This window comes from Nocardia sp. NBC_01499, from assembly GCF_045040275.1.
GTDB lineage: Bacteria > Actinomycetota > Actinomycetes > Mycobacteriales > Mycobacteriaceae > Nocardia.
This window is the reverse complement of sequence record NZ_CP109426.1, coordinates 5,842,383-5,856,203: the sequence shown is the minus strand read 5'-3', so window position 1 is coordinate 5,856,203 and position 13,821 is coordinate 5,842,383. Positions and strand designations below refer to the sequence as shown.

Annotated in this window: 13 protein-coding genes; 6 read left to right on the top strand and 7 right to left on the bottom strand. The window is 67.4% G+C overall.

From position 1 onward, the window contains the following. Positions 1–50: 50 nt before the first annotated feature. Positions 51–833, bottom strand: a complete 783-nt coding sequence (locus OG203_RS26785; protein ID WP_405160022.1) for an SDR family oxidoreductase — start codon at positions 831–833, stop codon at positions 51–53. 188 nt (positions 834–1,021) lie between these two features. Between OG203_RS26785 and OG203_RS26780 the strand changes: the two genes are divergently transcribed. Genes OG203_RS26780 through OG203_RS26765 form a run of 4 tightly spaced genes read left to right on the top strand, consistent with a single transcriptional unit; the run spans position 1,022 to position 7,081 of the window. Then, the gene (locus tag OG203_RS26780; protein WP_405160021.1) at positions 1,022–2,365 is read left to right on the top strand and encodes a lipase family protein; all 1,344 of its coding nucleotides are present in this window, start codon (positions 1,022–1,024) and stop codon (positions 2,363–2,365) included. Between the two features lie 58 nt (positions 2,366–2,423). Further along, on the top strand, positions 2,424–3,320 hold the full coding sequence (gene trmB, locus OG203_RS26775) for a tRNA (guanosine(46)-N7)-methyltransferase TrmB (RefSeq protein WP_405160020.1): 897 nt from the start codon (positions 2,424–2,426) through the stop codon (positions 3,318–3,320). Beyond that, a complete protein-coding gene (locus OG203_RS26770) occupies positions 3,317–4,045 on the top strand; it encodes an NYN domain-containing protein (RefSeq protein ID WP_405160019.1) in 729 nt (242 codons plus the stop codon). Before trmB ends, OG203_RS26770 begins: the two co-directional genes overlap by 4 nt. Beyond that, complete coding sequence (locus tag OG203_RS26765; RefSeq protein ID WP_405160018.1) at positions 4,046–7,081, top strand: MMPL family transporter; 3,036 nt, start codon at positions 4,046–4,048, stop codon at positions 7,079–7,081. Positions 7,082–7,129: 48 nt separating this feature from the next. On the opposite strand, the gene OG203_RS26760 is transcribed toward OG203_RS26765, so the two are convergent. From OG203_RS26760 to OG203_RS26750, 3 genes are all read right to left on the bottom strand, one after another. Then, on the bottom strand, positions 7,130–9,205 hold the full coding sequence (locus OG203_RS26760) for a DUF2339 domain-containing protein (protein ID WP_405160017.1): 2,076 nt from the start codon (positions 9,203–9,205) through the stop codon (positions 7,130–7,132). Positions 9,206–9,319: 114 nt separating this feature from the next. Beyond that, positions 9,320–9,769, bottom strand: a complete 450-nt coding sequence (locus OG203_RS26755; RefSeq protein WP_405160016.1) for a type II toxin-antitoxin system VapC family toxin — start codon at positions 9,767–9,769, stop codon at positions 9,320–9,322. Continuing rightward, positions 9,759–10,028 carry a type II toxin-antitoxin system Phd/YefM family antitoxin gene (locus tag OG203_RS26750; RefSeq protein WP_405160015.1) on the bottom strand — a complete coding sequence of 90 codons (270 nt, stop codon included), beginning with the start codon at positions 10,026–10,028 and terminating at the stop codon, positions 9,759–9,761. The genes OG203_RS26755 and OG203_RS26750 overlap by 11 nt, the downstream gene beginning before the upstream one ends. Before the next feature lie 67 nt (positions 10,029–10,095). Between OG203_RS26750 and OG203_RS26745 the strand changes: the two genes are divergently transcribed. Beyond that, complete coding sequence (locus OG203_RS26745; protein ID WP_405160014.1) at positions 10,096–10,224, top strand: hypothetical protein; 129 nt, start codon at positions 10,096–10,098, stop codon at positions 10,222–10,224. 83 nt (positions 10,225–10,307) lie between these two features. Here OG203_RS26745 and OG203_RS26740 read toward each other — a convergent pair whose 3' ends face one another. Next, positions 10,308–10,766 carry a hypothetical protein gene (locus OG203_RS26740; RefSeq protein WP_405160013.1) on the bottom strand — a complete coding sequence of 153 codons (459 nt, stop codon included), beginning with the start codon at positions 10,764–10,766 and terminating at the stop codon, positions 10,308–10,310. A 393-nt stretch (positions 10,767–11,159) separates the two neighbouring features. Here OG203_RS26740 and OG203_RS26735 point away from each other — a divergent pair, with 393 nt between their 5' ends. Beyond that, a complete protein-coding gene (locus tag OG203_RS26735) occupies positions 11,160–12,350 on the top strand; it encodes a helix-turn-helix domain-containing protein (RefSeq protein ID WP_405160012.1) in 1,191 nt (396 codons plus the stop codon). 16 nt (positions 12,351–12,366) lie between these two features. Here OG203_RS26735 and OG203_RS26730 read toward each other — a convergent pair whose 3' ends face one another. Both OG203_RS26730 and OG203_RS26725 read right to left on the bottom strand, forming a co-directional pair. Continuing rightward, positions 12,367–13,023 (bottom strand): DUF1707 domain-containing protein, encoded by a 657-nt coding sequence (locus tag OG203_RS26730; protein WP_405168014.1) that lies wholly within the window; start codon positions 13,021–13,023, stop codon positions 12,367–12,369. Between the two features lie 115 nt (positions 13,024–13,138). Beyond that, entirely contained in the window at positions 13,139–13,774 is a 636-nt protein-coding gene (locus OG203_RS26725) for a response regulator (RefSeq protein ID WP_405168013.1), read from the bottom strand. Between the last annotated feature and the right edge of the window lie 47 nt (positions 13,775–13,821).

Sequence of the window (13,821 nt, the reverse complement as noted above, 5' to 3'; positions counted from 1 at the left end):
TTACGGTGCGCAATTCTTGCAGAAGACGCGGAAAAGGAGGCGGCGACCACTCACGTACCACTGAAGTATTTGTTCACGGTGCGCACAGCCCAGTTCGGCGCGTATTTGGCGGCGGCCGCCAGGACCTTTGCCTGCGCGCCGATCTCGTAGTGCACCTTGGGTAGCCTGCCGCGCTTGCGGGTGGCGTCCCAGATGCCCGCCGCGACGTCCTCGGCGGTGAGCCGCACACCGAGCGACTTCGTCGTACCGGTTTCCACACCCTCGACCATCGCGGTGTCCACGAACAGCGGCCAGATCGCGATCACCCGAATGTCGTGCCGCTCCCATTCGAGATCCAATGCCTCGGTGAGGCTTTTGACCGCGGCCTTGCTCGCGCCGTAGCTGGCGAGTTCGGGCTGGCCGTAGATCGCCGAGGCCGAGCACAGGTTCACCACCTGGGCGCCAGGGGTGTCGCGCAGGTAGCTGAACGCGGTGTGCGTTCCGGTGAGCACGCCGCCGAGGTTGACGTCGATGATCGTCTGATGGGCGGACAGGTCGATGGCTTCGAACGGGCCGGCGCGCAGAATGCCAGCGTTGTTGATCAGAATGTCGAGCTGCCCGGCGTCCGCGTGGAATTCGGCGAGCCGCTCGGCCCACTGGGTGGCGTTCCTCACATCGAGCACGCCGGTGTGCACGCTGCCACCCTGGCCGGTGACATCGGCCGCGAGCCTGGTCAGCCCGACTTCATCGATGTCGTAGGCACCGACGTGGTACCCCTGGGCAGCGAAAAGCAGGGCCGTCGCCCGGCCGATTCCGGCCGCGGCACCGGTGATGAACACTGACGGTCTGCCCATGCCGCGCAGTCTAGTGCGGCGGGCCATGGCCGACCGGGCTTCCCAGACCCGGCGCTGGTCATTTACCCTGCAATCAAGTGGTCGGCGCCATAGTTGGTGCGCAACTTCGGTTTTCGAAGGCGGCGCACCGACCTCGATAAGCGCTTGCGAGCGCGAACGCGCGAGGCCGCACCGACGAGGAGGTCGCGATGACAGCCGATGTCATCGGCACTGCCGATACGGAGCCCGTTTTAGCGGACGGGAAACCGCTGCTGCCGAGTAACGACCCGTTCCACCGGCCGCCCACGGGCTTCGCGGCCAAGCCGCCTGGCACCATCCTGCGCAGCCGCAAGATCGAGCTCGCGCTGTTCGGTGTTGTGCCGCAGCAGGTCTCGGCCTGGCAACTGCTCTATCGCAGCTGCGATATGCACGGCACGCCGGAGGCGGCGATCACCACGGTGCTGCTGCCGCTCGACGCCGACCCGCGAGAAGACCGGCCGCTATTGGCCTTTCAAACCGCGATGGACGCGGTCACCGAGAAATGCTCGCCTTCGTACGCATTGCGCTACGGTGCCCGCGCGCTCGGCTCGGTCACCCAGTTCGAATGGCTGCTCGTCGCGAACGCGCTGCGCCGCGGCTGGGCCGTGAGCATCGCCGATCACGAGGGGCCGCGCGGAAACTTCGGCGCGCCACGCGAACCCGGCTATCGCGCGCTCGACGGTGTGCGCGCGGCGCAGCGGTTCGCCCCGCTCGGCCTCGGCCCGCACACGCCGATCGCGGTGTGGGGCTACTCCGGTGGCGGCATGGCCAGTGCCTGGATGGTCGAGATGGCGCCGACCTACGCGCCGGAACTCGACATCGTCGGCGCGGTGCTCGGCGCGCCGGTCGGCGATCCAGGCCAGGTCTTCGCCCGTTTGAACGGCACCAGCTACGCGGGCCTGCCCGCCATCGTGATCGCGGCCCTGCGCAGGCTGTATCCGGTGCTCGGCGCCATGCTGCAGAACGAACTCACCCTCGACGGCCGCCGTTTCGTTGCCCGCGCGGAGACCGCGACACCGTTCGGCGCCATCTTCGGCCTGGCCAACAAGCGAATGGACGACTATCTGAGCCGTCCGCTCGACGAGGTGATCGCGACGCCGGAGTTCCAGGCCATGTTCGACGATCTGCGCCTTGGCAATTCGACGCCGACCTGCCCGCTGCTTGTGGTGCAGCCGATCCACGACCAGGTCATCCATCTGGACGGCATCGACGGCCAGGTCGAGCGCTACCGGCGCGGCGGCGCGCACGTCACCTATGTGCGCGACCGGCTCAGCGAGCACTTCTCGCTGCTGCCGCTTGCCACGCCGATCAGCCTCGAATGGCTCGCCGACCGGCTGGCCGGGCAACCGGTGAGCGACGCGGGCGACCGCACCGTGTGGTCGGTCGCCGCATCGCTGACCGGAGCACGCGGCCTGTACGAGATGATGGTGACCGCCGCCAAGGTCGCGCTCGGCCGCCCGCTGCGGCAGGAGCGCGCGCCGGAGCCGACGATGGCCCGCGCACGCGCCGCCTGACCTCCCCCTGGACGACAAGACACAGTCGATTGCCGCACCACTCCTCCGATGCTGGACAATGGACGCCGTGAACGACGCCGCGAACCATACTGCCGAGTCAGTTCCGGGCTCGCCGTCTACAGGTGCGGCCCCGACTGAGCCAACCCACCCCGTCGGCTCCGCTGCCGACTGTCCCCCTGAGCTCACCCACCCCGTCGGCTCCGCCGCCGACCATCCCCGTGCGCGCGAGCCAAGGAACAACACCGGCTCGCGCCTGTACCCGCGCGTAACCAGCTTCCGGTCCCGCCGTGGCGCGCTGACCGCGACACAACAGCAATCGTGGGCAAGGATGTGGCCGGTGATCGGCGGCGAGGCCACCGACGAACCGCTGGACGCCGCCGCCTGGTTCGGCCGCGACGCGCCGCTCGTCGTCGAAATCGGCTGCGGCACCGGCACCGCCACCGCGGCGATGGCACAGGCCGAACCACACCTGAACCTGATCGGCATCGAGGTCTACCGGCCCGGCCTCGCACAACTGGTGCAGCGCATCGAACGCGAACGGATCGACAACATCCGGCTGCTGCGCGGCGACGCCGTCGACGTGCTGGAAAATATGATTGCTGCTGAGTCGCTAACCGGCGTCCGGGTTTTCTTTCCCGACCCGTGGCCGAAGGCGCGTCATCACAAACGACGCCTGCTGCAGCCAGCGACATTCGCTTTGATCGCCAATCGACTAAAACCGGGCGGTGTGTTGCATGTCGCCACGGACCACGCGGACTATGCGGAACACATTGCCGCGGTAGGCGCGGAAGAACCGCTGCTCACAGGCCTTAACGAAGCCGCGGGCGGAGTCAGCGCGGAGCACAGGGACAGTGCCCCGATCGGTTTCGAAAGGCCCGTCACGAAATTCGAAGGCAAGGCACATCGTGCCGGTAGCGCCATTACAGAGCTCATATGGGGGAAGATTCAATTATGAGTGTCTCTGAGATGGCGCACGAGGTGGTCGATGTTGCCGGGGAGGTGCAGGGAACCGGATCGGAAGGTCTGGGTGGCGCAACGCCGGACGTGCGCCGGGTCCTGCTTGTGTGGGACGCCCCGAACCTCGACATGGGTCTCGGCGCCATCCTCGGCGGACGACCGACCGCGGCCTACCGACCCCGGTTCGACGCGCTCGGCCGCTGGCTGCTTGCCCGCACGGCCGAGCTGTCGGTCGGCAACGTGCACCGGGTCGAACCGGAAGCGACCGTCTTCACCAATATCGCGCCAGGCACCGCGGATGTGGTGCGGCCGTGGGTCGAGGCGCTGCGCAACGTCGGTTACGCGGTGTTCGCCAAGCCCAAGATCGACGAAGACTCCGATGTCGACGCCGACATGCTCGCGCACATCGAACTGCGCAGCCGCGGTGCCGGATTAGCGGGCATCATGGTCGCCTCGGCCGACGGCCAGGCGTTTCGTGAACCGCTCGAGGAACTCGCCGCCAGCGGAATACCGTGTCAGGTACTCGGCTTCCGCGAGCACGCGAGTTGGGCCGTCACATCCGATACTCTCGAATTCATCGATCTCGAGGATATCCCGGGCGTGTTCCGTGAACCGCTGCCCAGGGTCAGCCTCGACTCGCTGCCCGACGAGGGCGCCTGGCTGCAGCCGTTCCGGCCGCTCACGGCGCTGCTCACCTCTCGCCCAGCGCAAGGAGTCGCTTAAGTGTTCACACGCTGGGGCGATCTGGTCTACAAGCTGCGCTTCGGCGTCATCGGTATCGTCGCGGCCGCGCTGTTGGCGCTCGGCGGATACGGCCTCGGTTTGGGAGACCACCTCAGCTCCAGCGGGTGGGACGATCCGACGTCGGAATCCTCACAGGGTGCGCGGATCGCCGACGCCTCCTTCGGGCGCGACCACAACAGCGACGTCATCGTGCTGTACACCGCGCCCGACGGTAAGACGATCGATGATCCGGACTTCAAGCAGAAGGTCGTCGACAGTCTCAACAGCCTGCCGCGCGACTACCCGCAGATCAGCAAGATCAACGGCGCCTACTGGCCGACCGACACCGGCCAGGCGTCACCGCTGACCTTCGGTTCGAAGGACAAGAAGTACACCTTCGCGTCGATCGCCATCAAGGGCGACAACGACACCGAGATGTTGAACAACTTCCGGAAGGTGAAGGACGTCTTCACCATTCCGGGGGTCGACGTGCAGGTCGCCGGGTTGCAGGCGGTGGCTGGCACGCTGAACGACACCATGGCCGAGGACCAGCATCGGATGGAGATCCTGGCCATCCCCGCCGTCGCGGTGTTGCTGTTCTTCATCTTCGGCGGTCTGGTCGCGGCCGGGCTGCCGCTGATCGTCGGTGGCCTCACCGTGATCGGCGCGCAGGGCATCGTGCTGTTCATCACCAGATTCACCGAGGTCAATTCGTTCGTCGCGCCGGTTGTCTCGATGATCGGTCTCGGTCTTGCGATCGACTACGGCCTGTTCATCGTGAGCCGATTCCGTGAGGAACTCGCCGAGGGCTACAGCACGCCCGCCGCGGTACGCCGGTCGGTGATGACTGCGGGCCGCACCGTCGTGTTCTCCGCGACGATGATCATCGCCAGCCTCGGCGGCATGCTGCTGTTCCCGCAGGGCTTCCTGAAATCGATCGCCTACGGGTCCATCGCCACGGTCTCGCTGGCGGCGCTCACCTCGATCACCATCCTGCCCGCGATGCTCGGCGTGCTCGGGCCTCGGGTGGATATGTTCGGGCTCAAGCGGTTCCGCAAGACCAAGACCGCCGACGAGGTCGAGAACGGTTTCTGGGGCAAATCCACCCGCTGGGTGATGCAGCATCCGCTCAAGATCGCGATCCCGATCTGCATCCTGCTGCTGCTGTTGATCATTCCGGTCAAGAACCTGGCGTTCGGCGGCATCAACGAGCGATATCTGCCGCCGGACAACACGACCCGGCTCGCGCAGGCGAAGTTCGACTCGATCTTCCCGTTGCGTAAATCCGATCCGATCCAGCTGGTGTTCGTCTCGAACAACAGCAACGACGTCGGCAAGGCATGGGCCGAGGCCAAGCAGGCGCCCGGACTCAACGGCACCTTCGACGTGCCATCCCGCTCCACCACCAACAACCAGGTCTATCGCACCAGTGCGACCCTCGCCGACTCCGAGGACGCCGACCCGACCATCGACTATCTGCGCTCGATCGACGTGCCCGACGGCGTGACCATGTACGTCGGCGGACAGCCGGTCATCCAGAAGGACAGCATCGACGCGCTGCTGCACCGGATGCCGTGGATGATCGGGCTTGTCCTGCTCGTCACCACGCTGCTGATGTTCCTTACCTTCGGCTCGCTGGTGCTGCCGATCAAGGCCGCGCTGATGAGCGCGCTCGGATTGGGTTCCACGCTCGGCATTTTGACGTGGATCTTCGTCGACGGGCACGGTGCCGGGCTGCTGAACTTCACACCGCAGCCGATCATGTCGCCGGTGCTGGTGTTGATCATCGCGGTGATCTACGGTCTGTCGACCGACTACGAGGTCTTCCTGCTGTCCCGGATGGTGGAGGCGCGCACGCAGGGCGCCTCGACGACCGAGGCGGTCCGCATCGGCACCGCGCAGACCGGCCGCATCATCACCGCGGCCGCGCTCATCCTGCTCGTGGTCACCGGTGCGTTCGCGTTCTCGGATCTGGTGATGATGCAGTACCTCGCCTACGGCATGATCGCCGCGCTGTTCATCGACGCGACCATTCTGCGCATGCTGCTCGTCCCCGCGACGATGAAGCTGCTCGGCGACGACTGCTGGTGGGCACCGGCCTGGATGAAGAAGATCCAGCAGAAGATCGGGCTCGGCGAGCCCATCCTCGACGACGAACGTCCCGGCGGCGGTGAGGTCGTCGACCTGGTCAAGACGACCCCCATCACCGACCCGGTCACCATGCAGATTCCCGCCATCAACGACGGCAATCGCCCGCGCAAGCCGCGCCGCCCGCGCACGGTGGAGGAGATCGAAGCCGAGGCGCCTACCCGGCATCTCGACAAGATTCCGCCCGCCGCACCCAAGCCGCCGCCGACTCCAGCACCGGCGCCGCTCGATCCGACTCGGCAGCGGCCGACACCTCCGTCGGGGTTCGTGTCCGACCCGAATATGCCGCGCCCGGCAGGTCCTTTCGTGTCCGACCCGAACATGCCGCGCCCGGCAGGTCCTTTCGTATCGGACCCGAACATGCCGCGCCCGGCAGGTCCCTCGGTCACCTGGGCGGGCCCGAACGCGCAGCCGCCCATACCTTTCCCGACGATCCCGCACGATCCCACCGGGCCGCGCCCCGGTCCGCCCGCGACGAATACCGGTGCCGCTCGGCCCGAAGCGGCTCCGGGGTCCGCGTTCTCGGCGTTCGAGTCGCCCGCGCCGCCGGCGGACGGCAGACGTCCCGAGGCCAAGTTCGAGCCGACGCAGCCGACACCGTCATTGGCACCGTTGGATCCACCCGCGTACACGGAATTCATCGCGCCGCGACAGGATCCGCCCGCCCCGGCCGAGCCGCCCACTCATCACGCCGCCCCCGAACCGACGGCCGCGGCGCCGACCGACTCGACCGATGCCGGTGACCCGAACCGCAACAGCATCGAGGACTGGATGGCCGGGCTCCGTTCCTCCCGCCGCTCCGGCAAGCCGGACGAGGGTCGCCATCACGGCGGGGATGGGCGCACCGTCAGCGTCAACGAACTGCTTCGGCGGCGCGATCGGGAGTAGCTCGGCGCGTCCGGTTTCCGGGTGGCACACCATCGCCGCGCGCCGGAGTCAATGGGTCGGTGCCTCGCCGGGTTCACGGGAGTTCGTGCCCGCCTCGGCGAACGCTCGTGCGTACCTGGTGCCGACGACGAGCAGTAGCACGCCGACGGCCAGGAAGGCGGCGACGCGGACCAGGCCATCGAGGGTGGCCAGGTCGAACAGGAACAGCTTGACCAAAGCCGCCGCGGTGACCAGCAATCCGGAGCCGAGCGCGAGTTTGGCGACCGCGGTGGCCTTGCCGATTTTGCGCAGTCCGTAGAACAGCGCGGCGGTGGCGCCCGCCATCCACAGGATGGTCGCGGCGCTGTGGCCGATGACGAAGCCGTCGGCCGCGCCGGTCGCCACGCCGATCGAGACCGTCGCTGCGGTAACCGAATACAGCCCGGCGATGCTCGCGGCGATCCACTGCAGTTCGGCGGTGTCGCGCAGGCCCAGTCGGCGCGCGCACCACACCGCAATGGCAACGACGGCTAGTGCGAGCACCGCACCCAGCACCGTCGAGAGGCTCAGGCTTTCCGCCGAACGCTGCTGGGAAGCAAGGACTTCCGGCCCGGCGACATTCAAGAACGCGAAAGCGCCGAGGGTCGCGAAGGTCGCGCCGATTCCGGCGGCGACGCGGGACCGTCGTTGGCCTGCCACGCCGAGATAGCCGAGGGCCACCAAGAACCACGCGGTCGGCAAGGTTCGCGGATCGGTCACCGCGACGCAGACCTCGAGCAGCGCGATCGAACCAGCGACGGCGGCGACCACTGCGGTGTGACCCGGAATCTTCGTTATCGCAGTCACTTTCGGCACCAGCGCGGTTGCCGCAACAGCGAGCAGCACGATTGCGAAGATCCCCGCGATCGTTGTCGCGACGGGTCGATCGATCTCATACATTCCCGGCGCGGCCAGCATCGGCACCGTTGCCAGCGCGAGCATCAGTGAAGCCGTGAGATCGGTGGGCCTGCGGCGGACCACCAACACGGTCCCGACCAGGCCGACCACTGCCACCGCCACCGCGGCGAGCAGCAGCAGCGGTCGCTGCGATTGCGCATCACCGCCGAGGACCGCACTCGCGATCAGCTGGAACGTGGCCAGCACCGCGGGCAGTGTCCGCACCACATGCAGGTACGGCCAATCCCGCACCAATTGCACTGGCACACAAGCCAACTGCAACACGATCAGAAACGCGAGCAGCACCAGCTCCGTCGTCAACACCGGCGAGAGCACCGCCGCACCGACCACAACCAACACCGCCAACGGCTGCGACTGCCACCGCATCGCCAGCGCGACACCAACCGCCGCGACACCCAACGCCACCGCAAACCCGAGCACCGGAACCAACCAGTGGTAAATCGCGGTAACCGCAACAACATCGAGATACGCCCCCGCAATCCCGGTGGCCGCCAATGCGATCCCGCCGACCCGACCACCGACCCGCCCGAACACCCGCATCCCCGCCGCCACCAGCCCCACCGAAAACACCGCGCCCGCGACAACTCTCGGCACCGGCCCGAACATCCCCGCCTGCGCGGCAAGCACCAACAGCATCACCACCCCGATCAACGTCACCCCCACCCCCGCCACCGCGAGCAACCGACTGATCACCCCATCCCGCTGCCACCACGGCGTATGCGGAACCGGCGGACCGCTCCGCGGCGGAGGTCGCATCCCCGGCGGCAACATCGGCGCACCCACCGGCGGCACCGGACCGCGCGACGGCACCGGCGCAGCATTCGGCGCCACCGGCGCACCCTGCACCCCCGCACCCCAACCGGGCACCGTCTGAGCCGGAGCAAACCGCGGAACATACGTCGGAGCCGCAGGCACCGCCGAACTCGGCGGAACCACGCCGCCCGGAGCTTGCCACCCCTGCCACGGCATCTGCCCGGACGGACCCGTCAGCGGCGCCCCGGGCCCCCGAGCGCCCTCAGCCGCCGCGGCACCTCCCGACACCGAACCCCCTTGCACCCCAGCCGAACCCGCCACAAGCTGATTCCGCAACAACTCCAAATCCCGCCCCATCGCCCCCATCTGCGCCCCCAACGCAGAAAACTCCCCCGAAATGCGCGAAATCAACGCCGGATCGATAGATGTGTTCATAACCCCATGCTGTCGTCCCCACCCACCCACCAGCATGAGTAATTCCCCCTGGCAGACGCCCAATATCTACCCGACTTCGACCGGGAAGCCGTCGCAATCGCGCGATCTGTGTGGCTACCCCAGCGGTCGCGCTACTGGAACGACCCGCAGTAGCTTCTCCAAACCCCGGTAATCGTCGGGGTTGGTCGTGAACAAAGGCAAGTCTTCAACAACCGCGGTGGACGCGATCATCAGGTCCGCGAGGCGCCTCCGAGGCTTACGTCCGATGGCGACGACTGCCGCCGAAATCCGCCCGTACACTCGCGCAGCCTCTACGTCGAACGGGAGCGGATCGAACTCACTTTCCGCCCGCTGCAGGACATCGAGCCGTCGCGCACGTTCCTCGTGCTCGTCATAGTCGCCCTGCTCGTCATTGCGACGCACCTCATGCGGCCCTGACGACAGCTCCGCCAGCGTGATGGCGCTGATAGCCATGCTCGCCGGAAGCAGAGCGGGATCGATGTGTCGACGCAGGATCAGGATGTTGGTATCGAGCAGTCCGAACTCGGGAACCTCATCGGTCATACGGACTACTCGCCTCGGTCTCCACCGCAGCCTCCTGGTCCGCTCGGAATGCTTCGAGATCGATGTCTGGAGCATTCCGTGACATCGCCGCGAAGTCCTCTCGACTGACGAACCTTCGCTTGCGACGCAATGGAATCAACTCACCGATCCGGTGACCATCTCGCGTGACCGTGAATGACCGGCCGTGCTCGACGGCATCCATGATCTCTTTGGACTTGTTTCGCAGGTCCCGCTGCGTAATCTCGGGCTGAAGGGACATGTCTACAGGCTATACCGCCCATAGCACCTTGTGCTACCACGTGACACCACTACCCTCGGAGGCCCCGATGACCTGCACCGTCCACGGCGTCGATCCTGATCTCCTCCAACAAGCCGCTGACGTTCTGAGGATGTCGGCGAACACGCTGACCGTCAACGCGGCGCTGGCCGCCATCGTGCGGCGCCACCACCGCTAGCAGTTCGCCGATTGGGCGAAGGCGGGTGGGCTCGCTGACTGACCCCCACCCGAGTTAGGCGGGTGGGGGTCGGGGTGACGGGGTCAGGGGGTGGTGGTTTGGCGGGTGGTTACCTGGTGGATGGCGTTGATTACGGCTAGGCGCGGGGGCATGCGGAGGACGCCGGGGGCCGGTTCGCCTGCCCAGTGCCAGCCGAGGGGGGAGTCGGTGGTCGGGAGGAGGATGTGGTGGCCGCCGGGGACGACGGTGACCTGATGGCCCGCGAGGCAGCGGCGGACGGGGACCTCGACGGGGCGGGCGGGGCTCGGTGGGGCGACCAGGAAGGTCCAGGTGCGTTCGCCGGGGTCGGCGATCACGGGGGCGGTGTGCGTGCGGTCAAGTGTGGCAAGGACTTTGCGGCCGAGGTCGGGCGGCATCACGATGGCGCTGAGAATGGAGCCGGTGGTGACCATCGGGCGACCGGCGAGCAGTCGCACCGGCAGGCCGTACAGGTCGCGGAGCAGGTGTGCGGTATCGAGAGGCGAATGACAGCGCTCGAACATGGATTTACCCTTCGGCGAGAACAGCGGACCGGATCGCGGAGGTCGTCGTTGGGCGAAGCGGGCCGTGCTGTTCGCGCACGCGCTGCAGGTGGCGTGCGGTGACACCGCGATAGGTCGGTAATGCTATGCGCTGGCGGGAGAGTCGCGGGGAGCTGGAGTGTGCGAGTCGCGTGCTGGATGCAGCGGGCCTCGGAGCGCGATGAGCGCCCCCGGCCTGCACGGAGGTGTTCGGCATCGTATTCATTTGCCGCCGCCCTTTGCTATGAAAGTTGCAGAAAGGCAACGGTATTCCATCCAGCAGTGAACAAGTCGTACGTAATGTCCCACTTTGCTCGATCGCAATGACTTAGCGTCGTACCCTGAAACACAGCTGTAACAAAAGGAATTGGGTACATGGACGATTCGTCGATCGGCGTTCGCATTCGAATGTTCCGTGGCAAGGCGCTCACCCAGCGTCAGCTCGCGGATCAGGCGGGGGTCAGCGTCGACCTGGTGCGCAAGCTGGAGCAGGGCGGGCGGCAGACCGCCTCGATCGCCAGCCTGCAGAAGCTGGCCCGCGCACTGGATGTGGATATCGCCGACCTGATCGGTAAACGCGCGGGTGTGCCGTCCACCGATCCCGATTCGGGCATCGTCGCCATCCGCCGCGCGCTGACACCGGTCGACGACCTGCTCGGCGAGACGAACGAGGAGGCGGCGGTCAGCCTCGACGACGGCCGTCGCGCCGTCGATTACGCGTGGGGCGCCTACTGGGTCGGCCGCTACGAGCTGCTCACCTCGATCCTGCCGTCGGGTCTCACCCAGCTGCGGGCCACCGTCCACGCCGCGCGCAACGGCTCGGTCGCGCTCGCGAATGAGCTACTTGCACGGATGTATTGGGTCACCGGCTGCACGCTGGTGCACCTCGGCCAGACCGATCCGGCGTTCCTGGCGATCCGGCAGGCACTCACGGCGGCGGAGGACGGCAACGACCCGCTGCTGCTCGGTACCATCCGCGGCTCGGTCGCCTGGCAGTTGCTCGTGCAGGGCCGCTACGACGAATCGCGCCGGGTTGCGCTGCGTGCGGCGGCGAGCTTGGAGCCGGCCGGCGAAGTCACTCCGGCGCACCTGTCCGCCTACGGCTCGCTGGTCTTGCAGGGCGCGACCGCCGCGGGCCGGGCGCAGAACGTACCCGACGCGCTGTCACTGGTCGATGCCGCGAGCGAAGTCGCGCTGCGCATCGGCGGCGATCGCCGCGACTACGAAACCTATTTCGGCCCTTCCCAAGTCGTCATGCAGACGGTCGACGTCAATGTGTCCTCCGAGCGATACCCCGAGGCCTTGACCGCCGCCAAGGCCATGCCCGCCAACGGCGGCCTCCCGCAATCCTCCCGCGCCCGCCACCTCACCGACACCGCGGTCGCGCTGACCCGCACCGGTCAGCATCAGCGTGCCCTCGACACCCTGCTCACCGCCGAACGAGTCGGCGGCCCCGACTGGCTCAAGTACCAGTCCCTGCCCCGCCACATCGTCTCCGAACTACTCGACCACGACCGCCGAGTCCCCTTGCGCGCCTTCGCCCGCCGCATCGGCGTCAACACCTGACACCAGGTCAGCGCCCTCAGTTGCCGCCCATCATGCGACGCCAGTGGGCCATGAAGGTGTGTTTGGCGGTGATGGAGCCGAAGCGGACGCGGCCGCGGACCACCAGGTGGAGCGGGCCGAATGGGGGGCCGGTGCGGACCTTGTTGTTCACGCTGGAGCCGATCAGGTCGACCTCGTTGAGGTCGACGGTCGCCTCGGCGGGCACGATCAGGGTGAGTGAGCTGCAGTAGTCGTCGACGATCAGCTCGACCACCTGGGTCGACATGATCGCCTCGGTGAAGTCGAGGGTGATGCCGGAGAGCCAGCTGTTGAGTTGCAGCGACGGCGCGACATGCCATGGCCCGCGCCTGCTCACCCCGGACAGGCGGGAGCGGATCACACCGCCCGCCGTATTGGGCACGCCGAGCGGGGACGGCGTCGGACGGTGCTTGACGAACGAGGGCGCGGTGTTCACGAAGGTCGTCGGCGGCGCGGCGGGCTGACCGACCAGGCGGACGCCGGGCAGATCGATCAGCACGGCATTCAGCTCGCCACGGGTCTTCGCGGCCAGCGCCGTGTCCATCCGCTCGGTGAACTCACCGAGTGAGAGCATGCCGAGGCCGACGGCGCGCTGTAGCAGCTGGCCGACGTGCTCGCGCTCGACATCGGACACGCGTAGATCCCGGTCGCCTATCGCGTCTCCGGAGCCGACGCCATTGGATACCGATTCGGGTCCGCCCATGATTCGAGATTACCGATCCGACGGCCTTCGTGTATCAGGGCAATCCCGGATACCGGGGTACTACTTTCTACTCGTCGAGGCCCTGCTCGATCGCGTAACGGGTGAGCTCGACGCGGTTGGCCAGCTGAAGCTTGCGCAGCGTCGCCTGCACATGGTTTTCCACGGTCCGATGGCTCAGCCCGAGCCGCGACGCGATCTGCTTGGCGGACAACCCTTTCGCGACCATCCGCAGCACCTCGGTCTCCCGATCAGTCAGTGCCGGACGGTGCGGCTCGTCGGGCTCGGCCGGGGTCGTGGCCATGCGCCGGTATTCACCGAGGACAAGGCCCGCCAGACCTGGGGTGAACACCGGCTGTCCGGCCGCAGTCGCGTGCACCGCCTCGATCAGCTCCGCCACCGACGCGCTTTTCACCAGATAACCCGAGGCCCCCGCCTTGATCGCGTCGAGAACGTCGTCGCGTTCGGCCGACGCCGAGAGCACGAGCACCCGGCTGTCCGGCGAGACGCGCAGCACCGCCGCGGTGGCCTGCGCGCCGTTCCCGTCGGGCAGCTGCATGTCCATCAGCACCACCGAGGGCCGGACCGCCGCCGCCCGTCTGGTCGCCGCGCCGACCCCGTCCGCGGTGGCGGCGACCTGGAAGCCCGCCTCGGTGAGGTCGCGCGAGACGCCGTCGCGCCACATCGGATGGTCGTCCACCACCATCACCGAAATGGCCTCGGCCACAGCCTTATCCGTCACGCCACAGCTCC

Bases quoted from the DNA above. Each gene is read 5' to 3' on its own strand.
- OG203_RS26785 (WP_405160022.1), bottom strand. From the start codon at position 833: ATGGGCAGACCGTCAGTGTTCATCACCGGTGCCGCGGCCGGAATCGGC.
- OG203_RS26780 (WP_405160021.1), top strand. From the start codon at position 1,022: ATGACAGCCGATGTCATCGGCACTGCCGATACGGAGCCCGTTTTAGCG.
- trmB (WP_405160020.1), top strand. From the start codon at position 2,424: ATGGACGCCGTGAACGACGCCGCGAACCATACTGCCGAGTCAGTTCCG.
- OG203_RS26770 (WP_405160019.1), top strand. From the start codon at position 3,317: ATGAGTGTCTCTGAGATGGCGCACGAGGTGGTCGATGTTGCCGGGGAG.
- OG203_RS26760 (WP_405160017.1), bottom strand. From the start codon at position 9,205: ATGAACACATCTATCGATCCGGCGTTGATTTCGCGCATTTCGGGGGAG.
- OG203_RS26755 (WP_405160016.1), bottom strand. From the start codon at position 9,769: ATGACCGATGAGGTTCCCGAGTTCGGACTGCTCGATACCAACATCCTG.
- OG203_RS26750 (WP_405160015.1), bottom strand. From the start codon at position 10,028: ATGTCCCTTCAGCCCGAGATTACGCAGCGGGACCTGCGAAACAAGTCC.
- OG203_RS26745 (WP_405160014.1), top strand. From the start codon at position 10,096: ATGACCTGCACCGTCCACGGCGTCGATCCTGATCTCCTCCAACAAGCC.
- OG203_RS26740 (WP_405160013.1), bottom strand. From the start codon at position 10,766: ATGTTCGAGCGCTGTCATTCGCCTCTCGATACCGCACACCTGCTCCGC.
- OG203_RS26735 (WP_405160012.1), top strand. From the start codon at position 11,160: ATGGACGATTCGTCGATCGGCGTTCGCATTCGAATGTTCCGTGGCAAG.
- OG203_RS26725 (WP_405168013.1), bottom strand. From the start codon at position 13,774: ATGGTGGTGGACGACCATCCGATGTGGCGCGACGGCGTCTCGCGCGAC.